The organism is Pseudosulfitobacter koreensis, assembly GCF_024733015.1.
Taxonomy (GTDB): Bacteria; Pseudomonadota; Alphaproteobacteria; order Rhodobacterales; family Rhodobacteraceae; genus Pseudosulfitobacter; species Pseudosulfitobacter koreensis.
Map to the genome: position 1 here is coordinate 93,116 of NZ_JANKJG010000010.1, position 26,137 is coordinate 119,252.

Here is a 26,137-nt window from a genome sequence, read left to right on the forward strand (position 1 = left end):
ACGCTCCCGGAAGGACGCCCCCCATGCCCGCGCTCAAGCCCACGACATTCATGGCCCGTATTACCTGGCTGGGGCGCAACACCGACCCGCGGGACAGCAGTGTTGCGGGGGCCTTGCGGTCCGAGCCGCTGGAGACCGTGGTTGCCACGCTGGAGGGATTCGAGGGTGAGGTGCACAGCGGCCATACGCGCGCATCGTGCAGCCGTGTGACGTCGCAGCATCCCAAGGGCACCGAGATCGCCAACGTGCGGCAACTGTCGGTCATGTCCGCCGAGGAACTGGCGCAGATCGCGCAGAAGATGGGTGTCGATAGGCTCGACCCCGCGCTGTTGGGCGCGTCGATGATCGTCGAGGGTATCCCTGATTTCAGCCATGTGCCGCCATCCGCGCGCCTGCAAGGCCCCGATGGCGCGACCCTTGTGATCGACATGGAAAACCGCCCCTGCAACCTGCCGGGCCGCGAGATCGAGGCGGAAACGCCGGGGCTGGGCAAGCTGTTCAAACCGGCGGCGAAAGGACGGCGCGGGGTTACGGCCTGGGTCGAACGGGCGGGACGGTTTTCGGTCGGCGATACGCTGGTGCTGCATGTACCGGACCAGCCCGCCTGGAAGCACACTGCATGAAATAGGGCATGAAAAAAGGGCCGGAGCATGTGCCCCGGCCCGCGATAGGTCGTCATGACGGCCCGGAGGCCCGCTTACATGGTGCTGGGGTAGGTGTAGTAGACCACGGGCGCGCCCACGTCGGGGTTGGCGGCCTCGCCAGTGTCTTCCTCTGCCTGGGCTTGTGCCGCTTCGGACCGGCGGGTGTTGGCCGCGATCAGCTCGGTCGTGGTCAGATCACCCGACGCGTCGGTGTCTGCGGCTTCGAATTCGCGGTTCATCGTTTCCGAGATGTCGACCTTGGGCGGCATCCTGTTCAGATATTCCTCTTCGGTCAGCGCGCCGTCCTGATCGGTGTCCAGCATGGCGTGCAGCATCGCTGCGCGTGCGGCAACCTCTTCGAGGCTCAGCATCGGCACGGTCAGCTCGGGCTCGCGTTGCAGGATCAGGATCGACCGCGTGGCACGGGCCTCGGCCTCGGTATCGCCGGATTTGGCCGCGGTGTAATCCTCGGTGTTGGCTTTCACGTATTCCTGCGGAGATACGGTGCCGCTGTCGTCGGTGTCCATGCCGTCAAGGTCGGCGACGATCCGGTCGGTGGCACGGGCGTCCTCCTGCATCATCTGCATCGAGCAGTTGACGTATTCATCGCGGCTGATTGTGCCGCTTTGGTCAGTGTCCTGTGCCGCGACTTGGGCTTCGGCATAGGCGTTGATCTCGATCGGGGAAATGTACCCGTTCCCGTCGACGTCGGTCATGCTGTAGTTGTCAGCGCAGGGGTTCGAGTGCGTTTCAGCAAGTGCGGTGGTTCCGGCCAGCACGGTGGATGCCGCGACGAGGGCCGATGCCGTAGACAATCTGGATAGTGCATACATCTTCAATCTCCTTCTTCGGTTTTGCTCATGCGGTACAAACGCAGAGCCCCGCCGCGACGTTCCCCGCAGCCTCTGGGAAGAATTCGCCGCAGGACACAAAGAAAGGGTCGGAAACGGTGACATGTTGCGGCAGGGTCGGCTTGTATGCAAAAGGGCACGAGGGCCACGCGTCGCGGGGTGATGCCCAAAGGGGAAGGTGACACCATGGCTTTCAAGAGCGACATCCAGATCGCGCGTGCAGCACGAAAGCTGCCCATTCAGGAGATCGGGGCCAAGCTGGGCATCCCGCTCGACGATCTGGTGCCTTATGGTCATGACAAGGCGAAGGTCGGGCAGGATTTCATCAACGGGGTGCAGGACCGCAAGACCGGCAAGCTGATCCTGGTGACCGCGATCAACCCCACGCCCGCGGGCGAGGGCAAGACGACGACCACCGTGGGTCTGGGCGACGGGCTGAACCGCATCGGCAAGAAGGCCTGCGTCTGCATCCGCGAGGCGTCGCTTGGGCCGAACTTTGGCATGAAGGGCGGGGCCGCGGGCGGCGGCTATGCGCAGATCGTGCCGATGGAAGACATGAACCTGCATTTCACCGGCGATTTTCACGCCATCACCAGCGCCCATTCGCTGCTGGCGGCGATGATCGACAACCACATCTATTGGGGCAACGAACTGGACATCGACGTGCGCCGGGTCGTCTGGCGCCGCGTGGTGGACATGAACGACCGTGCGCTGCGGCAGGTCAACGTGGGCCTTGGCGGGGTGACAAACGGTTTCCCGCGCGAGACTGGCTACGACATCACCGTCGCCTCCGAGGTCATGGCGATCCTGTGTCTGTCCAATGACCTGAACGATCTGCAAAGGCGGCTGGGTGCGATGATCGTCGCCTACCGCCGCGACCGCACGCCGGTGTTCGCCCGCGATCTGAAGGCCGATGGCGCGATGACCGTGCTGCTGAAGGACGCGCTGCAGCCGAACCTGGTGCAGACGCTGGAGAACAATCCCGCCTTCGTGCACGGCGGGCCGTTCGCCAATATCGCGCATGGATGCAATTCGGTCATCGCCACCACGACGGCGCTGAAATTGTCAGATTATGTGGTGACGGAGGCAGGTTTCGGGGCTGATTTGGGGGCAGAAAAGTTCATGAACATCAAGTGCCGCAAGGCGGGGCTGGCCCCGTCGGTGGTGGTCTGCGTGGCCACGGTGCGCGCGATGAAGATGAACGGCGGCGTGCCCAAGGCCGAGTTGGGCACCGAGAATGTCGAGGCCGTACAGTCGGGCTGTCCGAACCTGGGGCGGCACATCGAGAACCTGAAATCCTTTGGCGTGCCTGTGGTCGTGGCGATCAACCATTTCGTCACCGACACCGAGGCCGAAGTGCAGGCGATCAAGGATTTTGTGGCAGAGCAGGGGGGCGAGGCGATCCTGTCGCGGCACTGGGAACTGGGCAGCGACGGCTCGCAAGAGCTTGCCACCCGCGTGGCCGAGATTGCCGATGCGGACACCGCGAACTTTGCCCCGATTTATCCCGACGAGATGGCGCTGGCCGACAAGATACGGACCATCTGCAAGCGCATCTACCGGGCCGATGACGCGGTGATGGACCAGAAAATTCTGGCCCAGTTGCGTGACTGGGAGGAGCAGGGCTATGGCCATCTTCCGGTTTGCATGGCCAAGACACAGTATTCGTTCACGACCGATCCCGCGCTGCGCGGTGCGCCCACGGGCCATCTGGTGCCGGTGCGCGAGGTGCGGCTGAGCGCGGGTGCGGGCTTTGTCGTGGTGGTCTGCGGCGAGATCATGACGATGCCCGGTCTGCCGCGCACGCCTTCGGCGGAAACGATCATGTTGAACGACGACGGCCAGATCGAAGGGCTGTTTTAACCTGCAAAGGCTTGCGGTGCAGGCGACGATTTTATCAAGAAAGAGGACGTGAAAATGGCGGCGACGGTGATTGATGGCAAGGCTTTTGCGGCCAGGGTACGGGGGCAGGTGGCGACCCATGTGGCGGCGCTGAAGGCCGATCACGGGATCACGCCCGGTCTGGCCGTGGTGCTGGTGGGCGAAGACCCCGCGAGCCAGGTCTATGTAAAGTCCAAGGGCAAGATGACCCTCGAGGTCGGTATGAAAAGCGTCGAGCACAAGCTGGACGCGGGCACCGCCGAGGCGGACCTGCTGGCGTTGATCCATCAGTTGAACACCGACCCGGAAATTCATGGAATCCTTGTGCAATTGCCGCTTCCGGGTCATCTGGACGAGGATCTGGTGATCAACAGCATTGACCCCGCCAAGGATGTGGACGGGTTTCACATTTCCAACGTCGGTCTGCTGGGCACCGGTCAGGACAGCATGGTGCCCTGCACGCCGCTGGGCTGTCTGATGATGCTGCGCGACCACCACGGATCGCTGTCGGGCATGGACGCGGTGGTGATCGGGCGCAGCAACATCGTCGGCAAGCCGATGGCGCAGCTGCTGCTGGGCGACAGCTGCACGGTGACGATCGCGCATTCGCGCACGAAGGATCTGGCCGACGTTGTGCGCCGCGCCGACATCGTGGTGGCAGCGGTGGGGCGTCCGCAGATGGTGCCGGGCGACTGGATCAAGCCGGGCGCGACGGTCATCGACGTGGGCATCAACCGCATCGACAAGCCCGAAGGCGGCACGCGGCTGGTGGGTGATGTCGACTATGACAGCTGCGCCGCTGTCGCAGGCGCGATCACGCCCGTTCCGGGAGGTGTCGGGCCGATGACGATTGCCTGCCTGCTGGCCAACACGGTCACCGCCTGCTGCCGCGCCAATGGCCTGCCCGCGCCCGAGGGTCTGACCGTCTGAGACCGGTTTTCCGGCGGGCGGGGTTCGTCCCTGCCTGCCGGTAAAGATCTGAACGCACGCATCTTTTGGGGGCGTGGGCGTCGGGTTGGCTGTTGAAACTCCACGCTTTTCGCGTAAAACCCGCACAGGTTGAGAGAATCCTGTTTTGTGCGTTGGGCAATGGTTGCGTGAGTTCAGAGTTTACCAGACATCGCGAACGCTTGGTGCACGATACGCTGCCCGCTTTGGCCATGATCGTGGTCTGTTCGATCACGATCAGCCTGGCGGGACCTTTTGGAACCTATTCCTATCTCTACCTGCCGACGCGGCTGTTCTATTGGCTGGTCAACATCTGCGTCGGGATCGCGCTGGCGCAGGCCGTGCGCAGGCTGTCGGCGCGTGCACTGCTCTCGTTTCCGCCGCTGGCCCATGAAGCCGTCGTCCTGCTGACGATAACCGCGATCCTCAGTCCCATCGTCTATGGCTGGACTTTGTTCTGGCTGAAGCCCGAAGAGACCGGAAATTTCGGCTTCTGGCCGCTGGCTGGCATGATCTTGGTGATCTGCGTCATGGTCAGCCTGTTGCGGTATTGTCTTCCGAAAATGGCAGCGGTGAGCACCGAGACCCAAGGGGCAGAGCCCGAACGCCCCAGACTGACGCGCAGGCTGCCGGAAGATGCGGATCACGACGTGCTGCGGCTGTCGGCGGACGGGCATGTGGTGCATGTGATCACCGCGCAGGGACAGTTCGAGCTGCGCATGCGTTTTGCCGATGCTGTCGAGGAGATGGACCTGGTCGAAGGCTATTGCACGCACCGCTCGCATTGGGTTGCGCGGGCGGCGATTGCCGAGACCGAGATGGTCAACGGGCGGCCCGTGCTGATCTTGTGCAATGGCGACAAGGTGCCCGTCAGCCGCAAATACCAGCCGGACCTTGAGGCTGCGGGCATCTTATAGGCGCGGCATCGGGATGCGGACCGGTGTGGCACCGGTCAGGATTGCAGTGGCGTCGGGGCCCATCAGCCCTGCAAGAACACCGTCATGGCTGCGCAATCCGCCCGTATAGGTGCCATAGGCAGGCAGGATCAGCCGGTGCGCGTCCAGCAGGAACGCAGGCCGTGAAATGCTGCGCCCGCGCGTCGGCAGGGTGACCTTTGGGTGGTAGTGGCCTGATATCTCTGCGGCTTCTTCGGGCGTGGCGACGTGGCGGAAGGTCAGCGGCGGCATCGCGAGCTGCGCCAGATGGCTGCCGCCGAGGTCGATGGGACCGGGATCATGGTTGCCCTCGATCCAGACCCAGCGACGGCCTGCCTGCAGGCGGGTGATCCACAGGCGTTCCTCTTCGGGCAGAGATTGCGCCGCTTGCAGGTCGTCGAAGCTGTCGCCGAGGCAGATCACGGTGCGCGCCTGGGTGTGGTCGAGATCGGCGGCGAGGCGGGTCAGCGTATCGCGGGTCTCGTAGGGGGGCAGCGACGGCCCGCCGCGCCGCGCCATGCGTTCGGATTTGCCGAAGTGCAGGTCGGAGACGCAAAGCAGGTCTTGATCCGGCCACCAGAGCGCGCCGGAACCGAGGGTTTTGAGATGTGCGCCGTTCAGGGTGATGTCGCAAAAGTTCATGGTTTGTTCAATAGCGTCTGGGTGCGCAGGGTGAAAGCGCGAATTTGGGGGCTTTGCCCGTGCCACTGAATCTGGGGGCTCTGCCCCCTGGCCCCCCGGGATATTTGGGGCCAAAAGAAATGGTCAGAGTTCGAGGCCCGCAGTGGCCATCAGCCGCGCGGCTTCTTCGGCGATCAGGCGCTCTTCGGCCAGGCCCTTGACCGGGACACGGCCCACTTCGAGCATCAGGGGGGCGGCGAGCGGGGTCAGGCGGTCGAGGGTGACGAGGTCGATGCGGTCGTTGATGCGCGCGGCCATATCCTCGATGCGGCCAAAGTCGACGAGCCCGCGCATCGCTTCTTCGCGGGTGATTTGCAGCATCAGGTGGCCGGGGTCGTATTTGGCCAGCGTGTCGTAGAGGATGTCGGAGGAAAACGTTGCTTGGCGGCCCGATTTGCGCGCGGTGGGCGTGTTGCGGTCGATCAGCCCCGCGATGGTGGCCGAGGCGCGAAAGGTGCGTTTCATTACCGCGTTGCCCGCGAGCCAGCGGTCGAGCCCGTCGCGCAGCGCGTCGATATCGAAAAGCGGTGCGGGATTGGTGATCGGCTCAAGCCCCCAGATCAAGGTGGCGTAGTCGGTGGCAAGAAAGCCAAGCGGGTCGAGGCCCAGCTCCTCCATGCGTTTGGTCAGCAGCAGGCCCAGGGTCTGCATCGCATTGCGCCCCGCAAAGCCGTAGATCGCGTGGTGCGTGCGTCCGTCGTGGGGGAAGCATTCGATCAGCAGGCGGTTCGGTTCCGGCAGGTGGCTGACCCTGCGCTGAAGGGCGAGCCATTCGGCGGTGTGGTCGGGCAGCTCCGGCCAGGTATCCTGCTGAAACAGGCGCAGAATACGCTGGCTGAGCTGGGTGGAGGTGGCGAACTTGGTGCCCATGAAGGCTGCGACCTTGGGTTTTTTCGCCGCGTCGGGGGTGACTTGCACGGTCATTTCGCGCAAGGAATCATAGCGCACGATCTGGCCGCCGATCAGGAAGGTGTCGCCGGGGGTGAGGCTTGCGGCAAAGCCTTCCTCGATCTCGCCCAGAGGCTTGCCGCCGCGGGCGTTCTTCATCCGCACCTTGAGCGTGTCGGTGTCCTGAATGGTGCCGATGTTCATGCGGATGCGCCTGTCGGAGCGCGGATCGCGCAAGGCCCATGTGCCGTCGGGGGCCTGTTTCAGGCGCTGCCACTGGTCGTAGCCGCGCAGGGCATAGCCGCCGGTGGCCACGAAGTCGAGGCAGGCGTCGAAATCTGCGCGGGTGAGGGCGGAGTAGGCGCCGACCGTGGTGACCTCGGCGTAGAGCGCATCTGCGTCGAAGGGGCCGGAGGCGGCGGTGATCAGGATGTGCTGGCAAAGTACGTCGCGGGGGCCGGGGCCGCGCGGCTCGCCGTCAAGTTCGCCTGCGAGGGCTGCGTCGATGGCGGCTATGCATTCGACCACTTCGAAACGGTTGGCGGGAACCAGACGTGCCTTGGAGGGCGCATTGTAGCGGTGGTTGGCGCGGCCGATGCGCTGGACCAGACGCTTGACGTTCTTGGGCGCGCCGATCTGGATGATCAGGTCGACATCGCCCCAGTCGATCCCCAGATCGAGCGTACCGGTACAGACAATGGCGCGCAGCTGCCCCGCCACCATCGCCGCCTCGACCTTGAGCCGCTGGGCGCGGTCGAGCGAGCCGTGGTGGATGCCGATGGGCAGGCCGTCGTCGTTGGCAAGCCAGAGGTTGTGAAAGAAAATCTCGGCCTGGGCGCGGGTGTTGTGGAAGATCAGCGTGGTCTTGTGCTGGCGGACCTGGTCGAGCACGGCGGGAATGGCGTACTTGGCACCGCCGCCGGACCAGGGCGGGGCGGCATCGGTGTCCAGCATGGCGATATCGGGCGCGGGGCCCGGGTCGGCAAGCAGGATCTCGCAGGGATCGGGATGGCGCGCGAGGGTGTGGGCGATGGCGGCGGGGTCCTCGACCGTGGCGGAGAGGCCGACGCGCCGCAGATCGGGGCAGAGGGTTTGCAGCCGACCCAGCGCCAGCATCAATTGGTCGCCCCGCTTGCTTTCGGCCAGGGCGTGGATTTCGTCGACGATCACGCGCTTGAGCCCTTTGAAGATGTGTGGCGCATCCGGGTAACTGGTGAGCAGGGCCAGCGATTCAGGGGTGGTCAGCAGGATATGCGGCGGGTCGGCGCGCTGGCGGCGTTTCTGGGTGGCGGTGGTGTCGCCGGTGCGGTCCTCGATCCGGATCGGCAGGGCCATCTCGGTGACGGGCGTGGTCAGGTTGCGTTTGATGTCGGCGGCCAGCGCCTTGAGCGGCGAGACGTAGAGCGTGTGCAGACCGGCATGGGGCGTGGTTGCAAGATCAACCAGCGTCGGCAGGAAACCCGCCAGCGTCTTGCCGCCGCCGGTTGGCGCGATCAGCAGCAGGGCGGGGGCGTCCGCGCGGTCCAACATGTCCTGCTGGTGCGGGTGGATGTGCCAGCCCTTGGCGGCAAACCAGTCGGCAAAGAGGGGGGGGAGGTCTGTCATGCGGCCCAATGTAGCGGGCGCGGGCGCAGCGGCCAGAGCAATCGGGGGCGCTGCCCCCGGCCTTTGGCCTCCCCCGGAGTTTGGCTGGCAAGATGAAGGGTTATTTGACGATCACTTCGTCCTTGACGAACATGTTGGCCCAGGCGCGGTCGATCAGTTGCGGCGACATCTTGTAGGGGATGCCCTCGAAGTCGCAGATCGCGATCATCTGGTCGATCAGGAAGACCGGCTGGTAGTTCGCATAGACGTTGCCGATGGTGGGGTATTTGACCTTCAGCAGGTGAACCAGCGAAGGCTCGTCCAGCGCCATTTTCTTCTTGCGGGCGACCATCGCGAAGATCTTGAGGAAGTTCGCCTGATTGGGGCCGTCGATCTTGATCTTGAAGAAGATACGGCGCAGGGCGGCCTGGTCGAAAATCTCGTTCGGGTGGAAGTTGGTCGAGAAGATCACCAGCGTGTCGAAGGGCACTTCGAACTTCTCGCCCGACTGCAGCGAGAGGATGTCCTTGCCCTCTTCCAGCGGAACGATCCAGCGGTTCACCAGGCTTTGTGGCGATTCCGCCTGGCGGCCAAGGTCGTCGACGATGAAGATGCCGCCGGTGGATTTGAGTTGCAGCGGCGCCTGATAGGTGCGTGCGACGGGGTTGTAGACCAGATCGAGCATGTTCAGCGACAGCTCGCCGCCGGTGATGACCGTGGGGCGTTCGCAGCAGACATAGCGGCGGTCATAGCGGGTAACGCGGCGCAGCGCGCTGGGGTCTTCGGCCTCTTCGGGGGCCAGCGTGTGCACGATGGGGTCGTAGACGGTGATGACCTGACCGGCGTATTCGATGGCGCGCGGCACGTAGACACAGTCGCCCAATGCGTCGCGGATACCGTTGGAAATCGAGGATTTGCCATTGCCGGGGGGGCCGTACATCAAGATAGAGCGGCCGGCACTGACGGCGGGGCCGAGGTGGTCGAGCAGGCTGTCGGGCAGCACCAGATGGCCCATGGCGTTGGTCAACTGGTCGCGGCTGATCATGATGTTGCGGATCGACTGGCGTTCGACCTGTTCGCGGTAGACGTCGAGCGGCACCGGCATCGCACCGTAATATTCCGACTGCTGCAGCGCATCGAGCGCGCGCGCCTTGCCCGCGTCGGTCAACTGATAGCCCATTTCGCTGCCGTTGTTGGCGTTGAGCGTGCCCGTCGCCTCGATCAGGCGCTGGTCGCGGCCCATGTCGATCAGCTCTTGCGTGACGGGAATGGGCAGGCAGAGCGCAGGGGCCAGGTCGGTGACCATGTCCAACGTCTTGCGGAACATCGTCTTGAGGAGGATGTCGCGCATCATGACGATGGGCAACTTCATCTCTTCCAGCCGCTTGGGGGCGGGCGGGGCCATTACGGTTGTCTGCTGCATGGTCATGGGGCGCTGCCTGTGTGTTGTCTGCTTTGGGCCTGCAATACCCGGCGTTTGGGCCAATATTGTGGCGAAACTCGTGCGACTTTGGCAGTGCTGCCCTAGCTGCCGAAAATCGCCCCGAGGATCAGGTAGAAGGCGAGCGTGCCGCCGAGGGCAAAGCCCATCGGGAATTTCTTGCCCTGGTTCCAGCTGATCCAGTGTGGGGCCATGCGGTGCAGGGCGCTGTGCTTGGCCAGACGGTGCGCGCTGAAGGCGGCCAGCAGGCTGGCGGTATAGAGGGCGATGATGATCTGCGTGTCGCCCACCGCCAGATAGGGGGCGGCGGCGGCGATGAATTTGGAATCGCCCGCCCCCATTGCGCCCACGGCATTGAGGATGATCGTGATCACCAGAACGATGCCCAGCTGCGCGAACCGCCACAGGTATTCATCGAAGGGCAGCGCGATCAGGCCGACCAGCGCGAACTCGACGACCAAGGCGCCGACCGCCTGATTTGTAATGCGCATTTCGCGCAGGTCGGTGAAGGCCACGTAGAAACACAGTGGCAGCACGAAGGGCAGGAACCACCACGCGGACCAGGCCGAGATCGCCATGCGCCTAGCCGTTCGAGACGTTGTTTTCCAACGCCTGCAGGGACCGGACCGCAGCCTCGAAGTGCTGGGGGTGCGTCTCGATGGCGTCGCGCAACAGGCCCTTGCCGGTTTCCACATCGCCCTGCTTGATCGCCGACAGGGCGAGGGTGTGCAGCAGTTGCGCGCGCTCGACCTGGTCCATCGGGATCACGGGCAGGGTATAGTCGCGCTGCGCGCCACGGGCGAGGATCATGTTGTTCTTGGCGGTGAACAGCGACGGCTCCTGGCGGATCGCCTCGCCGAACAGGCGCTCGGCATCGGCAAAGTCGCCGCGCGTCAGCTTGGAATAGCCCCAGTTGTTCATCACCCCGGCGGGTTTCGTTGTCAGGCCCACGGCGATTTCATAGAAACTGTCGGATTTCTTCCATTCCTGATTGCTGTCGGCCACCATCGCCTCAAGCCGGTAGCGCTTGAACGTCTCGTGGGTTGGGGGGACCGCATCCAGAACCTTTTCGGCCTTGGCCCAGTCGCCCGCGCGGATGAGCGCATCGGCGTAATCCACCTGGTCGTCGGCCGTGGCCCCGTCCATCTTGACCACCTTGGCATAGGCTGTGGCGGCTTCGGTCATGCGCTTGGCCCTGACCAGAGAACTGGCGAGCCCGCGTTGCAGGTCGATGCGGCTGGGGTCGCTGGCGGCGGTGCGCTGGAAATACGAGACCGCCTCGTTGGGGTCGGCCACGGTCAGCATCACGTCGTTCAGGTTGCTTTCATCCACGACGTTGACGTCCTGAAAGGCGCGCTGCACGGTGGCATCGCCGCTTTTCTTGTCACATGCGGATAGAACCAGTGCGCCTGCGATGCAGGCGGAAACAAGAATGGGGTGGCGCATTTATTGCGTCCTTTACTGCTGCCTCAATCATGATGCTGGCCGGATCAGATAATCGCTGCTGCCGCGCCGCACCAATTTATAATTGTTGTTTTCTTCTTCCACATTAACAGATTTTTCCGTTTTTGCGAGTGCCAAGCGCAGATTATCCCGGATGAGTGTGCTTTCTCCGTCATCAAGTGCATAGGCTTTGCGAAAAATCTGTTCGGCTTCGGCGTTTTGGCCGCTTTCCATCAGGACGACGCCAAGGTTGTTGTAGATCTCGGGCCATGCCTCGTAGTCGGTGGTCGCCCGGCGCAGCAGCTTTTCGGCCTGTCCCAGACGGCCCAGCCCCAGGTTGGCGGTGCCCAAGCCCGACAGGATCTCGGCGTTCATGCCATCGTCGAGGGCGGCGCGGGTGAAGGCCTTGATCGCCAGTTCGAATTCGCCCGCCGCGATCAGGCGGTGGCCGACTTCGACGCCGTCGACTGCCTCCTTGCGGGTGTCGACGCCGGGGGCGTAAACGCCGTCCGAAGATGCCGAAAGGCCGCCCGATGAACAGGCGGCCAATCCGTGAGCCATGGCAGCGGCAACAAAGGCCGCTTTGGTGGCTGATGTCATAAGGTTACTTACTCATGTTGCCCAATTGGGTGATCCCGTGCGCCGAAGGGCCGACCAGAATGATCAGCAGCGGCGGCACTGTCAGCATCATTGTGGCAAGGGTCATCTTGGTTGGCAACTTGTTTGCGGCCTCTTCGGCGCGCATGACGCGTTTGTCGCGCATTTCGCCCGCATAGACCCGCAGCGCTTCGGCGATGGATGTGCCGAAGCTGGCCGATTGCACCAGCACGGTGGTAAAGCTGGACACATCGGCCACGCCGCAGCGTTCGCCCATGTCTTTCAGAACGGTTTCCTTGTCCTTGCCCGCCTTCATCTCATAGGCGACGATGTCGAATTCGTCGGCCAGAGCGGGGTAGGAGGCACGCAGTTCGCGGGCCACGCGGACGATGGACTGATCCAGCGATTGTCCGGCCTCGACGCAGACCAGCATCATGTCGAGGGCATCGGGAAAGCCGCGCGTGATCTCTTCCTTGCGGGTCTCGACGCGGCGGGTGACCCAGTATTGCGGCAGGTAATAGCCCGCACCACCCGGTCCAAGCGTCCACATGGCCATCTGGTTCGTGGTCATCTCGACGTCTGCGTTCAGGACGTTCACATAGATCACGCCCAGAATCAGACCGATGATCCCCAGAGTGAACTGGGCAAAGTGAAAGATCCGCACCGCGTCGCGCGACTGATAGCCCGCCTGCGTCAGCATCAACTGGCGTTTGCTCAGCTCGGCCACGTCCTTGGGCTCGAGAAAGCCCGCAAATCGGTCTAGCTGTTCGTTATGCCCGCCCTGACGCAGCTTTTCGCGGGTGATCGAGCCGCCGGGGGCCTGCACCTGACGCTTGAGCCGTGTCATCGGGTCTTCGGGCTGGCGCAGCATCATCACGACGGTGAAGATGACCAGCATCAGGCCCAGAACACCCGCGATGATGATCGGCCCAAGTGGCCCGAGAGCGTCCGTGATGGCACCCTGAATTTCCAGTATCATGTCCACAGGTTCGCTTCCTTATACCTTGATGTCGGTCAGCACGCGCATGACCACCAGATTGACCGCGAGGAAAATGCCAACCAGAAAGCAGGCCGGGATGAAGTAGGGGTGATCGCGCACCGCGTCGTAATAGTTGGGATCGCTGACCTGGATCACGACCAGCGCCAGCAGGGGGAAGGCGGACAGAAACTTGCCCGACCATTTCGCCTCGGCGGTGATCGCCTTGACGCGGCGGAACAGGCGGAAGCGGGCACGGATCACCTGGGCCAGACCGGCGAGGATCTCGGCGAGGTTGCCGCCCGATTGCTGCTGGATGGTCACGGCGACCGCAAGAAAGCGCAAGTCCTGCATGTCCAGACGCTCTGCCATGTCCTTCAGCGCTTCGCCGACGTCGCGGCCATAGGCGCTTTCGTCCGCGATCACACCGAATTCCGAGGCCAGCGGGTCCTGAACCTCTTTCGACACGATCTGGATCGTCGAGGTGAACGGGTGGCCCACGCGCAACGAGCGCACCATGAGTTCGACCGCATCGGGCAGCTGTTCCTCGATCAGGGCCAGGCGTTTGTTGGCCTTGGTCGAGACCCAGAAATAGACTGCGCCGACGCCGATCACGATCGACAGCATGATCCGCACGGGCGTTTCCGTCTCGGTGCCGATGGTCAGGCCGAAGAACGCGATCACGGTCAGCCCCGCCATCACGCCGATAAGCTGCTTGGGCGTGAAGGCAATCGCCGCCTTCTGCGCCTTTTCCGCAAGCAGCGAATAGAGCGGGATCGACTTGGCGTTCATGTGCTGCTGCATTTCCTTGCGGAGCTGGTCGAGCACTTCTTCGCGGCGTCCGCCCTTGTTGAGCATGTCGAGCCGGCGGTTGACCCGCGAGTTCAGCGAAATCGACTTGCCGAAGGCGACCAGATACAGGCCCTCGACGAGGACCAGCACGCCGACAAAGATCAGGCCGTAGATGATGGGTTCTGCGCTCATGTCATCTGTCCTTATTGAGCCGCGATGGGTTCGTAGATGGACGCGGGCAGATCATAGCCCCACATCCGGAAGCGTTCGGCAAAGTGCGAGCGCACACCCGTCGCGGTGAAATGTCCAATGATCTTGTTGTCGGGGGTCAGGCCGACGCGCTGGTAGCGAAAGATTTCCTGCATGGAGATTACGTCGCCCTCCATGCCGGTGATCTCGGTGATCGAGGTCATCCGGCGCGAGCCGTCCTGCAGGCGCGAGGCCTGAACGATCAGGTTCACAGCGCTTGAGATTTGCGAGCGCACCGCCTTGAGCGGCATTTCGATGCCTGCCATGGCGATCATGTTTTCCAGACGCGACACGCCATCGCGCGCGCTGTTGGCGTGGATCGTGGTCATCGAGCCGTCGTGGCCGGTGTTCATCGCCTGCAACATGTCGATGACTTCCTCGCCGCGCGTCTCGCCGACGATGATACGGTCGGGACGCATCCGCAGGGCGTTTTTCAGACAGTCACGGGGGGACACCTCGCCCTTGCCTTCGACGTTGGGCGGGCGGCTTTCCATGCGGCCCACGTGGGTCTGTTGCAGTTGAAGTTCGGCCGTATCCTCGATGGTCAGGATGCGTTCGGAGTTGTCGATGAAGGACGACAGCGCGTTCAGCGTGGTCGTCTTGCCCGAGCCGGTACCGCCCGAGACGATGATGTTGAGACGTGTGGCGACGGCGGCCTGAAGATAGGCGGCCATTTCTTCGGTGAAGGCCCCGAAATCGACCAGATCGTCGATGCCCAGCTTGTCCTTCTTGAACTTACGGATCGACACCAGGCTGCCGTCGACCGCAATCGGGGGCACCATGGCGTTGAAACGCGAGCCATCTTTCAGACGCGCATCGACGTAGGGGTTGCTTTCGTCCACGCGCCGACCGACCGCCGAGACGATCTTGTCGATGATGCGCAGAAGGTGACGTTCGTCTTTGAACGTGACGTCGGTCAGTTGCAGCTTGCCGTCGCGTTCGACAAAGATCTGTTGCGGGCCGTTGACCAGAATATCGTTGACGGTGTCGTCTTTCAGAAGTGTTTCAAGCGGGCCGAGACCCTTCACTTCGTCGTAAAGCTCCTGGTTCAGGGTCTGGCGTTCGTCACGGTTCAGAACGATGCTGCGCTCTTGCAGGAATTCCGCGGCAATGGCTCCGATCTCGTGACGCAGATCGCTCTCCGTCGCCGTCTCGAGAGCCGAGAGGTTCAGGCTGTCCAGCAGGGCGCGGTGCAGGTCCAGCTTGATCTCGCCCATGCGCTCCTTGCGCTTGCGCTCTTTCTCGACGGGCACGACGGCGGCGGTGACCATGTTGCTGCGACGCGCGACACGGCCCGGATCAGGCTTGACCGAAGCCTTGGGCAACGGTGTGATCTTGGCAATGGGCGTCTCTTTGACGGCAGATTCGGCCTTGGGCGCACTCGTCGCAGGTTTTTTGTACTTGGAAAACATGGGCTTCCCCCGGTTTCAGACTAGGCCGCCTTGGCTTCGTCGGATTTTGTTTCATGAATAGACGCTGCCAATTTGGCAATTTCACGGCGCAGCGGGTTTTTTGGTGCCGAAGAGGCCAGGGGAAGTCCGTGGTCCGCCCCTTGTGTGATCTGTTTGCCGCCATCGGGCAGCGACAGTTCGATCGCCACCTCCAGGCTTTCGGCCATGCGTTTGACACGGCCCTTGCCGCTTAGGTCGGTAAATTTCGGGGCGCGGTTCAGCACATAGCGGAGCTTTTCCGCGGGCAGCTCTTCGGACTGCAAGGCGCGCTTGAAGCGCAGGGTGTTCTGGGCCGACCGCATGTCGAGCTCGATGGTGGCGAAATAGACGTGCGCCGCGTGCAGCACGGTTTCGGTCCATTGCACCAGCGTCGAGGGCATGTCGACGACCACGTAATCAAAGTGGCTGCGCGCCATGTCGATCACGCGGGCGATGTCCTCGACCGAAATCAGGTCAAGCGGCAGCATGTCGGACGGGGCCGTGAGAACGTGCAGCTTGTCGTTGAAGGTCAGCAGCGACTGGCCAAAGGTTTCGTCGTCCATGCTTTCGGTGTCGGACAGCATTTCATAGACGGCCTCGCGGCGGGGCAGGTCGAGAAAGGTCGAGACCGATCCGAACTGCAGATCCAGATCCAGCAGGCAGACCGACGGGGGCTTTTTGCCCTTTTTCTCAAGGATCGCCAGTTCCCATGCCAGGTTGGTCGCCAATGTCGTGGCACCCGTGCCGCCAGCCAACCCGTGCACGACGATGACCGCGCCTTCCTTGCTGGTGCCGGCCTTGAGGGACGGCGCCGACGCTTCGGGCTTGGCGGGCTCTTCGGGGGTGCGGATGCGCTCGATGGCGCGCTCCAGCTCTTTTTCGGGAAGAGGGTAGGGGATGAACTCGTCCGCGCCCTTGCGCAGCAACGTGTGCAGCGAGGCGGGGGTCATGTCTTCGGCGATCAGGATGACCTTGATCTTGCGGGCCTTGGCCTGCGTGATGATCTCGGACATCAGAACAAGGTCCTGCTCGTCCTCGTGGTCCATCGCCAGGGCAATGAATTCGAGGGCCTCTGCCTCGGGTTGGCCGAAGAAGGCAAGCGCCTCGGCAAAGCCAAGATCGCCCCATGCTTCGCCAAGTGCCGTTTCCATGTCCTCGATCAGCAGATCAAAGTTCTGCACATCGCGGCTGACGGTGCAAGCGACGATCGGGGCGGTCTGTGGTGGTGGCATGACACTGCTCATTACCTAACTTCCTTTTGTCAAAGGGTTGGGCAAGCAATGTTCAGGCTATATGTTCTGCCCGATTCTACCTGACCCTGCCACATCTGGTGCAAAGCACCGAACGCAGCTGTCCCATTAAAGGTAAAATCGCAGCTAATCTGGGCAGGAATGGGGCCAAAAGGGCCCAATTGTTAGGAATCTCGGCACGATCCGAGAAAGTCGCGCTTATTGTTCAGCCAGCCCTTCGGTGGTGTTGGACAGCTGGCTGGGCGGCACGGCAGAGGCGATGTAATCGCGGTAGATGATCTCGGCATATTTGCCGTCCAGCACCTGCGGGTGACGCGCGACAAAGCCCGACACTTCGGTGACCGTGCGACGATTGCGCCGCTCGCGGCCCTGCGTCACGATCAGCGGCTGGGTTTCGCCAAAAGACGCCACCGCTTCGAGACGGCTGCGCGAAATGCCCAGCGATGTCAGGTAATGCACGACCGCATTGGCGCGGGCCAGGCCCAGCCTGCGGTTGTAGGCCGCCGATCCCACCAGATCGGTGTGACCGTAGACGCGAAACCGGATTTCGGGGAACTGGCGTATCCAGTCGGCCTGTTGACGCAGCACCGCCTGGGCGGTTCCGTCCAGTTGCGCGCTGTTGAAGGCGAAAGTCACGACCGATGTGACCTCGCCCGCAAAGCGGTTTGCCAGATCAAGCGTGTATTGCGCTTCGCCGTTCATGATCAATGTGTTGTTGTGCGTGGCCGCGCCAAACGTCCCGTTGTCCAGCGATGCCCCCGCCTCGCGGTGGAACTGGGTATAGACCGGGTCGGTCGAGGTCGTGCACGCGGAGAGGGCGGCCACGAGGGCCAGCGCTGAAACACATTGGTTTTTCATGATATTTGGGCCTCGCATCGCCTTAATCCATCACATAGCCGTAGGAACCGCTGAAATCCTGTTTGGCAACTTCGCCAGCGGCACCTTTTTTCGGTGCCCGCGTTCCACCGACCACGCGGCCATGCAGAAACAGGTCTTTCTCGGTCGGGATCAAAATCCGGTCCGTGGGCAGGGCCAGGGCTTCTCCGCGTGTCGGCGTCACCAGATGGGCGGTGATGATGATCACCAGTTCGGTCTGGTTGCGCTGGTAAGAGGACGAGCGGAAGAGGGCGCCCAGCACCGGAACATCGCCAAGCCACGGAAGCTGGGAGTTGTTGTCGGTAAAGTCGTCCTGCAAGAGCCCGGCAATCGCAAAGCTTTCGCCGTCGCGCATTTCGACGGTCGTCGATGTCTCGCGGCGGGTGAACGCGTCGATGTTGAAGCCGTTGACCGAAAAGCCGTTGGTCGGGTCGATGGCCGACACCGCCGCCTGCAGTTCGAGGTTGATCAGATCCTTGTCCACCACGCGGGGGATAAAGTTCAGCTCGATGCCGAAGGGTTTGTATTCGACCGTGATCGTGTCGTTATCTTGGCTGACGGGCACGGGATATTCGCCACCTGCCAGAAACTTTGCCTCTTGTCCCGACAGGGCCACGAGGTTGGGTTCGGCAAGGGTGCGCACGGCGCCCTTGGTTTCAAGTGCTTCGAGCAGGATGCCGACTTGTGTCGACCCCGCGTTGAAGCCGAAAAGAACCGCGCCCGCGTTGGAGTTCGCGGCGGGAATGTTGCCCGACAGCGAATTGGACACACCGCCAGAGGTGCTGGTCGTGCCGGTGCCGCCGCTGATCCCCAGATCGCCGCCCAGGGTCGTGCCGTTGATTGCAAGCGAGGAGCTCAGCGATTTCGACACGGAGCGCTGCATCTCGGCAAAGCGGACCTTCAGCATCACCTGCTGAATGCCACCCACGCTCATCAGGTTGGAAACCCGTTCCGGCGCATAGCGCGCGGCCAGATCCAGAGCCCGTTGCAGGTGCGCGGTCGACGATACGGTGCCCGAAAGCACGATGCCGTCGTTGGCGGTGCGCACTTCGATGTTTTCGCCGGGCAGGATCTGCCGCAGGCGTTCCTTGAATTCCGAAATGTCGGCTGAGACGCGGACCTCGACGTTGGTGATCAATTGCCCCGACGCATCGAGCAAGGTCAGCGTCGTCAGTCCGGGCGATTTGCCCAGGACATATATGGTACGGTCGGACAGCGACGAAATGTCGGCGATGGCCGGGTTTGCGATGCTGAGTTCCGAAAATGGTATATCGCTTTCGACCACCACGGCGCGGTTCATCGGTACGCTCAGCGTGCTGGACGTGCCCTTTTTCACCACACGTAACGTGTCGGCCTGCGCAGAATGTGTCAGCGCCAACGGTGCAGCCGTCAGCGTAAGGCCCAAAAGAGCCATCTTAATAAATCTATTCAATGTCATTGTGACCTGCCCTTTTGATCACGCCTGGATTGGGTCTTGGTGCCCTGAATTGTCACGACCATGCGCCAGTTTGGTTTTTTATGCAAGAATCAACGGCTTCGCACCCTTGGTTTATGTGGATAACTGGCAACAGGTGCAAAAATGACAAGACCGCCAGCGTCGGGCGGTCTTGGGTAAGATCATGATAACGCGCCGCTTTGTCGTCAGTTCGTGCAAGGGATCGGAATCTCGACAACCTCGGCACCGCGACGGGTTCTGATGGTGCAGACCTCTTTGGCCTTCACTTCGGCGGCAACTTCCTCGGCGGCGATGCCCAGCAAGGTGCGCTGGTCGATCTCGATTGCTCCGGCCACGGTGTCGTCGTCGGTGCCGACCAGCGACAGGGCCAGACGGCCCGTCGATTGCGCCTGTGCAAGGGCTGCGACCTGTTCGGGTTTCACCGCGACGGTCACGGTCTGGGCAATCACGGCGCCGTAGGAATCGCCCGCGGCGGACTGGTCGATGGCGATCAGTTTGACGCCCGGCTCGATCAACTTGGTCACTTCGCTGCTTTCCGACAGGCTGCGGCTGACTTGCCCGGTCCAATAGACGTCTACGCGGTCGCCCGGTCGCAAGAAGCCCGAAACGCCGCTGGCCACGTCGACCTTGATCGCAAAGGCGCGCATGCCGCGTTCCAGCCGCGAGGTAAGGCCAGCCTCTTCGCCAGGTTCCGTAACCTTGATGGCAAGGATCGCCTCGTCTTTTTCCATGGCGCGCAGGACCACACGTTCTTTCGGCTGCCCTTCGGGCCAAAGCGCGTTGTCGATGGTGAACGCCCCCTCGGGGATCGCGTTTTCCGGCCAGTTGACCGCGCGCACATCCTCTTGGGTGAATGTCTCGCCATATTTCAGGGCGCGGTCCGCGACATAGACCTCGACCGTGGGCACGATTTCGGCACGTGCCGCGCGTTCCCTGGCCAGTTCGGCCTGATAGGCCCCGATGTAGTTCTTGGCCATGTAAACGGCGCCGCCTGCAAGGGCGATGCCAAGGATCAGGACCATTCCAAATACAGCACGCATGTGAATACCTCTAGCTCGATGTCTGGCGTCCGGATGCCCGGCGCGCCTGTTTTTTCAACGCTTACCATACAGGGGTAATGTGGCAAAAACTGGGGCGCGGCGTGGCCTGCTGGTGACACTTGGAAACAATTTCCGCCCCATGTACGAACGCCGCGTCCGGGTGAGGGGCGCGGCGTGTGTTCGATCTGGTGCGGCAGACCGCTCCGTGTCAGTTGGTGGGCACGTAGTTCGAAAGAAACGCTCCGATGCCGTCCGCGGTGTTGATGCCGGCATTCGTCAGGGCCAGGATCACACCCAGCGCCAGACCGACAATCAGGGCAGTCAGGACGACCCAGTCGACCGTGACGGCACCGTTTTCTTCGGAACGGATCTTGCTTATGAATTTTCGCATATCGATTTTCCCATTGTCCGGAAACTGCGACCGCCCCCTGAAGGGAACAAAAAAAGCCGCGTCCTGCGTGCAGAACGCGGCCTTTGAAAGCTTTGACCTTGGTAAGCGGGTCAGCTTACTCGGTGACGGAGATGCCGCCGAGAACCGAAGCTGTTTTCGATGTCAGGTTCGACGAACCGGTTTCGATCGAAGTGTATGCGGCACCGGCCAGAGCGACGACGGCGGCGGTCAGCACAACCCAGTCAACAGTCACGGCACCATCGTCGTTCTTACGGAAGTTTTTGAAAAATTTTGTCATCGTAGTGTCCCTCCAAAGGATCAGTATGTTATGTTCAACCTTGTCTGCTCTGTGTGGGCCGCTCTCTCTCATTGGCCCGTGCTCGACTTGGTATGACCCTATATAGCCGTCTGATTGGGGCGTGAATTTGGCGTCAATTCGGATATATTATGGTGCGCAGTTTTTTTCGGAAACAGTGGGTTAAGGCATTGTTTCGGAACGATTATTTTTTTTCCAAAAAATGGAACCGCAGTGCTCTGTGATCGAAATCCAACAAAATGTGTTCGTTTGGCCATGTTTGGCGGCTGATTTTCTGGTTTCAACAGCAGTTTCCTGCGATGCTGGCGGCAATTAAAAACAATAGCCGGGCAAATAGCAGGTCCTTGATATGCGATTTTTTGTGATTCCCCTGCTGGGGGCTGCGCTTTTGTGTGCACCTGTGTGTGCCGAAACGCCCGCACCCTTCCCCGATTTCCAGGCAAAGCGGGTCAAACCGCCCAAAGCGGGCGTGAAAAAGCGAATCACGATCCAGATCGAAGCGCCCCCCGTGGTCGCAGCTGTGCCCGCACCCCCCGCAGGACCCGGCACGCCACCTGCAACGCCCGGCATCCCGCGTCCGGCAACAGGAACCTACGACTGGTTCTGGGAAAAGGTCTCGCCGGATCTGGCGCAGTCCAGCGCCGGACGGCTGGAGGAGGCGATGGCCGCGATCAGCACAGGCGGCGTCGCAGCCCCCCGTTTGCAGCAGATGCAGGGCATAGCAAAGGCGCAGGGCGTCGAGATTCTGAAATCCACCATCGGCACGCGGGTCTCGCCAGCGCTGGTGCTGGCCGTGATGACCGTGGAAAGCGCCGGCAAGCCCGATGCGGTCAGCCGGGCAGGGGCCAAGGGGTTGATGCAGCTGATGCCCGACACCGCCGCGCGGTTCGGTGTTCTGGACAGTCTGGTGGCCGCCGACAACATCAGGGGCGGCGTCGCTTACCTTGATTGGCTGATGGGCAAGTTCGATCACGACCCGATACTGGTGCTGGCCGGATACAATGCGGGCGAGGGGTCGGTGCAGACCCATGCCGGTGTGCCGCCCTTTGCCGAGACCCGCGATTATGTTCCGAAGGTGCTGGCGGCGTTTCAGGTGGCGCGCGGGCTGTGCCTGACGCCGCCGCAGTTGATCAGCGACGGTTGTGTCTTTGCGGCGATGAACTAGGCGCAAAGTCAGGCGGACATGCAAAAGGGGGCCGCGACGGGCCCCCCTCTCTTGATTGCTCAGTCTCAGACGATGGTGGCTTCGGTCGCCGCGCGCAGCTCGTCCTCGGTGACGCCCTCGGCGCATTCCACGATTCGCAGGCCGCCCTCGACCACGTCGAGCACGCCAAGGTTGGTGATGATCCGATCAACCACGCCCTTGCCGGTCAGCGGCAGCGTGCAATCCTTCAGCACCTTGGATTCTCCCGCCTTGTTCTGGTGGTCCATGACCACGATCACACGGCCCACGCCCGCGACCAGATCCATCGCACCGCCCATGCCCTTGACCAGCTTGCCGGGGATCATCCAGTTCGCCAGGTCGCCGTTTTCGGCCACTTCCATCGCACCCAGGATCGCCGCAGCAATCTTGCCGCCGCGGATCATGCCGAACGACATGGCGCTGTCGAAATAGGCCGTGCGCGACAGTTCGGTGATGGTCTGCTTGCCCGCGTTGATCAGGTCTGCGTCTTCTTCGCCTTCGAACGGGAACGGGCCCATGCCTAGCATGCCATTTTCCGATTGCAGGGTGATGTCCTTGTCGCCGACATAGTTGGCCACCAGCGTCGGAATGCCGATGCCGAGGTTCACGTACATGCCGTCTTCAAGCTCTTGTGCCGCGCGTGCGGCCATCTGATTGCGATCCCAGGGCATTACTTTTCCTCCTGCGGGCGTGTCGTGCGTTGTTCGATGCGCTTTTCGTGCTGCCCCTGAATGATGCGGTGCACATAGATGCCGGGCAGGTGGATGCTGTCGGGGTCGAGCGAGCCGCGCGGCACGATCTCTTCGACCTCGACGACGCAGACCTTGCCGCACATCGCTGCGGGCGGGTTGAAGTTGCGGGCGGTCTTGCGGAACACCAGGTTGCCGGTGTCGTCGGCCTTCCAGGCCTTGACGATCGACAGGTCCGCGACGATGCCGCGTTCCAGGATGTAATCCTCGCCGTGGAAGGTCTTCACTTCCTTGCCCTCGGCGATCTGGGTGCCGACGCCGGTTTTCGTGTAGAAACCGGGAATGCCCGACCCGCCAGCGCGCATCCGTTCGGCCAATGTGCCCTGCGGGTTGAATTCCAGCTCAAGCTCGCCGCCGAGATACTGGCGCATGAACTCCTTGTTCTCGCCGACATAGGACGAGATCATCTTCTTGACCTGTTTGGTCTGCAGCAGGATGCCGATGCCGAAATCATCGACGCCCGCGTTGTTCGACGCGAATGTCAGATCCTTGGTGCCTGCGTCCCTGATCGCCTGGAGCAGCAGTTCGGGGATGCCGCAGAGGCCAAAGCCACCCGCCGCGATCAACATGCCATCCGAAAGAACGCCTTCCAGCGCCTCGGCGGCGGAGCCATAGACTTTTTTCACGAATATCCCCTTGTTGTCAGTGTCCCGAGACTTCTGACCTTAGGTCGCCTTGGTGTCAACATGACCCGGCGGCTCTGGAAGGGGGGCTGGGAGGATGTTACCGCCACCAGTCGCAGTTCGCGAGGTGGTGGCGGTAAAGGGGTCAGCTTTCGCCGGCGTCGGCTTGCTTTGCGGCCGGTTTTTTCGCGGCTGTTTTCTTGGCAGCAGGCTTCTTGGTCGGCGCTTTCTTGGCGGCAGGCTTCTTGGCGGCGGGTTTCTTCGCCGCTGGTTTCTTCTTAGGCGCTGCCTTGCGCTTGGCCGGAGATTTCGCCAGCTTTTCCTCGATCAGCAGGACGGCCGCATCCATCGTCAGGTCTTCGGGCTCGACCTCCTTGGGGATGGTGGCGTTGACCTTTTCCCATTTCACATAAGGCCCGTATTTGCCCTTCATGATGTTGACCGGGCCACCCTGATCGGGGTGCTCGCCCAATTCACGGATCGGTTTCGCGGCAGCGCCACGCCCCCCGCGCGAGGCGAGCTTCTCGGCCAAGAGCTGCACCGCGCGGTTCATGCCCACGGTCCAGACCTCGTCGATGCCTTCGAGGTTGGCGTTGGTGCCGCCGCGCTCCGACGTGCTTTCGGCGTGTTTCAGATAGGGTCCATAGCGCCCGATGTTGGCCCAGACAGCAACGCCATCCTCGGGGTGGGGGCCGACCAGACGGGGCAGAGACAGCAATTGCAACGCCTGCGCCAGATCGACGTCGGCGGGCGGCCAGTCCTTCGGGATCGACTGGCGCGGCGGCTTCTTGTTGTCGTCAGTGACCTCGCCGCGCTGCACGTAAGGGCCGAAGCGTCCTTTGAAGGCGTAGATCTTGTCGCCCGCATCTTCGCCCAGCACCTTGCCCTCGGGCGGAATGCCGCCCGTATCCTCGGCTCCGGGAGGGCCGAAGGCGCGGGTATAGCGGCATTCGGGGTAGTTCGAGCAGCCGATGAACGCACCGCCGGAGCGGGCCGTGCGCATCGACAGACGCCCGGTGCCGCAGTTGGGGCACAGGCGCGGGTCGGTGCCGTCTTCGGTGGGTGGGAACAGGTGCGGCTCCAGAACCTCGTTGATCTTTTCCAGCACCTCGGTGATGCGCAGATCCGAGGTTTCGGCAATCGCCGCCGAAAAGTCGCGCCAGAACGTCGCCAGCACCGACTTGTAATCGCGGTCACCGGCGCTGACGTCGTCGAGCTCTTCTTCGAGCGAGGCGGTGAAGTCATAGCCCACGTAGCGGCGGAAATAGTTTTCGAGGAAGGCGATGACCAACCGCCCCTTGTCCTCGGGGATCAGGCGGTTCTTTTCCTTGCGGACGTATTCGCGGTCCTGGATCGTGGTCACGATGCTGGCGTAGGTCGACGGGCGGCCGATCCCCAGCTCTTCCATGCGCTTGACCAGCGTCGCCTCGGTGTAGCGGGGCGGGGGCTGGGTATGGTGCTGCTCGGGCGTGACGGCGCGTTTGTCCATCTTGTCGCCTTCGCCGATCTGCGGCAGTCGCTTGTCGTCGTCATCCGTCACATCGTCGTCGCGGCCTTCCTCGTAGATTTTGAGGAAGCCGTCGAACAGCACGACCTGACCGGTTGCGCGCAGCATCACCTGGCCGTCCTGGCTGCCCACATCGACGGTGGTCCGCTCCAGACGCGCGCTCTCCATCTGGCAGGCCAGCGTGCGTTTCCAGATCAGATCGTAAAGCTTGCGCTGATCACCATCGCTGATCTTCAGGGCGTCGGCATCCTGCGACATCTCGGTCGGGCGGATGCATTCGTGCGCTTCCTGCGCGTTCTTCGCCTTGTTCTTGTAGACGCGCGGGCTGCTCGGCACGTAATCGGCGCCATAGCGGTCCTTGATCGCGTCGCGCGCCATCTGCACGGCCTCGGGTGCCATGTCGATGCCGTCGGTCCGCATGTAGGTAATGTAACCCGCCTCGTAGAGACGTTGAGCCGCGCTCATGGTCTGGCGTGCGCCCATGCCGAACTTGCGGCTGGCTTCCTGTTGCAGCGTTGATGTCATGAACGGGGCAGAGGGGTTGCGGTTGGCGGGCTTGGCCTCGACCGACTGCACCTTGAGATCGCGGCTGGTGATCGCCTGGACGGCCATTTCGGCCTGTGTGCCGTTCTCGATATCGTAGCGATCCAGCTTCTTGCCTGCCAGCGTGGTCAGGCGCGCCTCGAACTCCTGTCCGCGCGGCGTGGCAAGCAGCGCCTTGACCGACCAGTATTCGCGGGCACGAAAGGCTTCGATCTCCATCTCGCGTTCGGTGATAAGGCGCAGGCAGACCGATTGTACGCGGCCGGCGGATTTTGCACCGGGCAGCTTGCGCCAGAGCACCGGCGACAGGTTGAAGCCCACAAGGTAATCTAGCGCGCGGCGGGCGAGATAGGCCTCGACCAGCGGCATGTCGACCTGACGCGGGTTTTTCATCGCCTCGGTCACGGCGGTTTTGGTGATGGCGTTGAACACCACGCGCGACACCGGAGTGCTCTTGGTGATCGACTTGCGCTTGGTCAGCGCCTCTTGCAGGTGCCAGCTGATCGCCTCGCCCTCGCGGTCGGGGTCGGTCGCGAGGATCAGTTCGTTGTCGTTTTTCAGGGCGTCGGCGATGGCCTTGACGTGCTTCTTGCTGTCGCTGCCGATCTCCCAGAGCATCTCGAAATCATGGTCGGTGTCGACCGATCCGTCCTTGGGCGGCAGGTCCCTGACGTGGCCGTAGGATGCCAGAACGGTGTAATTGTCACCCAGATACTTGTTGATAGTCTTGGCCTTGGCCGGAGATTCGACGACGACAACTGGCATGTAAGATGCACCTCGGGGACTGAAAATCTTCTGCGTCTATGGCGGCGCTAGATGTGGGGTGCAAGCATTGAATGTCAACATGGGTCCGGTTGGGGGCC

Annotated in this window: 24 protein-coding genes; 5 read left to right on the plus strand and 19 right to left on the minus strand. The window is 62.5% G+C overall.

Annotation, left to right across the window (positions count from 1 at the left end):
• Nucleotides 1-23: 23 nt before the first annotated feature.
• The gene (locus NTA49_RS13520) at nt 24-623 is read left to right on the plus strand and encodes an MOSC domain-containing protein (RefSeq protein WP_258295326.1); all 600 of its coding nucleotides are present in this window, start codon (nt 24-26) and stop codon (nt 621-623) included.
• Nucleotides 624-697: 74 nt separating this feature from the next.
• On the opposite strand, the gene NTA49_RS13525 is transcribed toward NTA49_RS13520, so the two are convergent.
• Nucleotides 698-1,477 carry a hypothetical protein gene (locus tag NTA49_RS13525; RefSeq protein WP_258295327.1) on the minus strand — a complete coding sequence of 260 codons (780 nt, stop codon included), beginning with the start codon at nt 1,475-1,477 and terminating at the stop codon, nt 698-700.
• Nucleotides 1,478-1,681: 204 nt separating this feature from the next.
• On the opposite strand from NTA49_RS13525, the gene NTA49_RS13530 reads away from it, so the two are divergent.
• From NTA49_RS13530 to NTA49_RS17275, 3 genes are all read left to right on the plus strand, one after another.
• Complete coding sequence (locus NTA49_RS13530; protein WP_258295328.1) at nt 1,682-3,358, plus strand: formate--tetrahydrofolate ligase; 1,677 nt, start codon at nt 1,682-1,684, stop codon at nt 3,356-3,358.
• Nucleotides 3,359-3,412: 54 nt separating this feature from the next.
• A complete protein-coding gene (folD, locus tag NTA49_RS13535; RefSeq protein ID WP_258295329.1) occupies nt 3,413-4,306 on the plus strand; it encodes a bifunctional methylenetetrahydrofolate dehydrogenase/methenyltetrahydrofolate cyclohydrolase FolD in 894 nt (297 codons plus the stop codon).
• Nucleotides 4,307-4,509: 203 nt separating this feature from the next.
• A complete protein-coding gene (locus tag NTA49_RS17275) occupies nt 4,510-5,241 on the plus strand; it encodes a LytTR family DNA-binding domain-containing protein (RefSeq protein WP_258295330.1) in 732 nt (243 codons plus the stop codon).
• Here the strand turns inward: NTA49_RS17275 and pdeM are convergent.
• The 15 genes from pdeM to NTA49_RS13615 form a co-directional block, all read right to left on the minus strand.
• Nucleotides 5,236-5,901: a ligase-associated DNA damage response endonuclease PdeM gene (gene pdeM, locus NTA49_RS13545; protein WP_258295331.1), complete on the minus strand. Its 666-nt coding sequence runs from the start codon at nt 5,899-5,901 to the stop codon at nt 5,236-5,238. The two genes, NTA49_RS17275 and pdeM, sit on opposite strands and share 6 nt — an antisense overlap.
• Nucleotides 5,902-6,024: 123 nt before the next feature.
• The gene (locus NTA49_RS13550; RefSeq protein WP_258295332.1) at nt 6,025-8,433 is read right to left on the minus strand and encodes a ligase-associated DNA damage response DEXH box helicase; all 2,409 of its coding nucleotides are present in this window, start codon (nt 8,431-8,433) and stop codon (nt 6,025-6,027) included.
• A 100-nt stretch (nt 8,434-8,533) separates the two neighbouring features.
• On the minus strand, nt 8,534-9,841 hold the full coding sequence (locus NTA49_RS13555; RefSeq protein ID WP_258295333.1) for an ATP-binding protein: 1,308 nt from the start codon (nt 9,839-9,841) through the stop codon (nt 8,534-8,536).
• A gap of 95 nt (nt 9,842-9,936) precedes the next feature.
• Complete coding sequence (locus NTA49_RS13560; RefSeq protein WP_258295334.1) at nt 9,937-10,431, minus strand: prepilin peptidase; 495 nt, start codon at nt 10,429-10,431, stop codon at nt 9,937-9,939.
• A gap of 4 nt (nt 10,432-10,435) precedes the next feature.
• Nucleotides 10,436-11,299 (minus strand): tetratricopeptide repeat protein, encoded by an 864-nt coding sequence (locus tag NTA49_RS13565; protein WP_258295335.1) that lies wholly within the window; start codon nt 11,297-11,299, stop codon nt 10,436-10,438.
• Nucleotides 11,300-11,326: 27 nt separating this feature from the next.
• The gene (locus NTA49_RS13570; RefSeq protein WP_258295336.1) at nt 11,327-11,857 is read right to left on the minus strand and encodes a tetratricopeptide repeat protein; all 531 of its coding nucleotides are present in this window, start codon (nt 11,855-11,857) and stop codon (nt 11,327-11,329) included.
• A gap of 43 nt (nt 11,858-11,900) precedes the next feature.
• The gene (locus NTA49_RS13575; RefSeq protein WP_408637150.1) at nt 11,901-12,878 is read right to left on the minus strand and encodes a type II secretion system F family protein; all 978 of its coding nucleotides are present in this window, start codon (nt 12,876-12,878) and stop codon (nt 11,901-11,903) included.
• 12 nt (nt 12,879-12,890) lie between these two features.
• Entirely contained in the window at nt 12,891-13,853 is a 963-nt protein-coding gene (locus tag NTA49_RS13580; protein ID WP_258295337.1) for a type II secretion system F family protein, read from the minus strand.
• 11 nt (nt 13,854-13,864) lie between these two features.
• Nucleotides 13,865-15,322, minus strand: a complete 1,458-nt coding sequence (locus NTA49_RS13585; protein WP_258295338.1) for a CpaF family protein — start codon at nt 15,320-15,322, stop codon at nt 13,865-13,867.
• Between the two features lie 20 nt (nt 15,323-15,342).
• Nucleotides 15,343-16,584: an AAA family ATPase gene (locus NTA49_RS13590; RefSeq protein WP_261368315.1), complete on the minus strand. Its 1,242-nt coding sequence runs from the start codon at nt 16,582-16,584 to the stop codon at nt 15,343-15,345.
• A 204-nt stretch (nt 16,585-16,788) separates the two neighbouring features.
• Nucleotides 16,789-17,448 (minus strand): OmpA family protein, encoded by a 660-nt coding sequence (locus NTA49_RS13595; protein WP_258295340.1) that lies wholly within the window; start codon nt 17,446-17,448, stop codon nt 16,789-16,791.
• A gap of 22 nt (nt 17,449-17,470) precedes the next feature.
• Nucleotides 17,471-18,904, minus strand: coding sequence for a type II and III secretion system protein family protein (locus tag NTA49_RS13600; protein ID WP_261368316.1), 1,434 nt, complete (start codon nt 18,902-18,904; stop codon nt 17,471-17,473).
• Nucleotides 18,905-19,107: 203 nt separating this feature from the next.
• On the minus strand, nt 19,108-19,962 hold the full coding sequence (gene cpaB, locus NTA49_RS13605; protein ID WP_258295342.1) for a Flp pilus assembly protein CpaB: 855 nt from the start codon (nt 19,960-19,962) through the stop codon (nt 19,108-19,110).
• Nucleotides 19,963-20,170: 208 nt separating this feature from the next.
• Nucleotides 20,171-20,353 carry a hypothetical protein gene (locus NTA49_RS13610; protein ID WP_258295343.1) on the minus strand — a complete coding sequence of 61 codons (183 nt, stop codon included), beginning with the start codon at nt 20,351-20,353 and terminating at the stop codon, nt 20,171-20,173.
• A 115-nt stretch (nt 20,354-20,468) separates the two neighbouring features.
• Nucleotides 20,469-20,651, minus strand: a complete 183-nt coding sequence (locus NTA49_RS13615; RefSeq protein ID WP_258295344.1) for a hypothetical protein — start codon at nt 20,649-20,651, stop codon at nt 20,469-20,471.
• 367 nt (nt 20,652-21,018) lie between these two features.
• On the opposite strand from NTA49_RS13615, the gene NTA49_RS13620 reads away from it, so the two are divergent.
• Nucleotides 21,019-21,834, plus strand: a complete 816-nt coding sequence (locus tag NTA49_RS13620) for a lytic transglycosylase domain-containing protein (RefSeq protein WP_261368317.1) — start codon at nt 21,019-21,021, stop codon at nt 21,832-21,834.
• A gap of 65 nt (nt 21,835-21,899) precedes the next feature.
• Here NTA49_RS13620 and NTA49_RS13625 read toward each other — a convergent pair whose 3' ends face one another.
• The 3 genes from NTA49_RS13625 to topA form a co-directional block, all read right to left on the minus strand.
• A complete protein-coding gene (locus NTA49_RS13625; protein ID WP_258295346.1) occupies nt 21,900-22,523 on the minus strand; it encodes a 3-oxoacid CoA-transferase subunit B in 624 nt (207 codons plus the stop codon).
• Complete coding sequence (locus NTA49_RS13630) at nt 22,523-23,227, minus strand: CoA transferase subunit A (RefSeq protein ID WP_258295347.1); 705 nt, start codon at nt 23,225-23,227, stop codon at nt 22,523-22,525. Before NTA49_RS13630 ends, NTA49_RS13625 begins: the two co-directional genes overlap by 1 nt.
• A gap of 142 nt (nt 23,228-23,369) precedes the next feature.
• Entirely contained in the window at nt 23,370-26,039 is a 2,670-nt protein-coding gene (gene topA / locus NTA49_RS13635) for a type I DNA topoisomerase (RefSeq protein ID WP_258295348.1), read from the minus strand.
• Between the last annotated feature and the right edge of the window lie 98 nt (nt 26,040-26,137).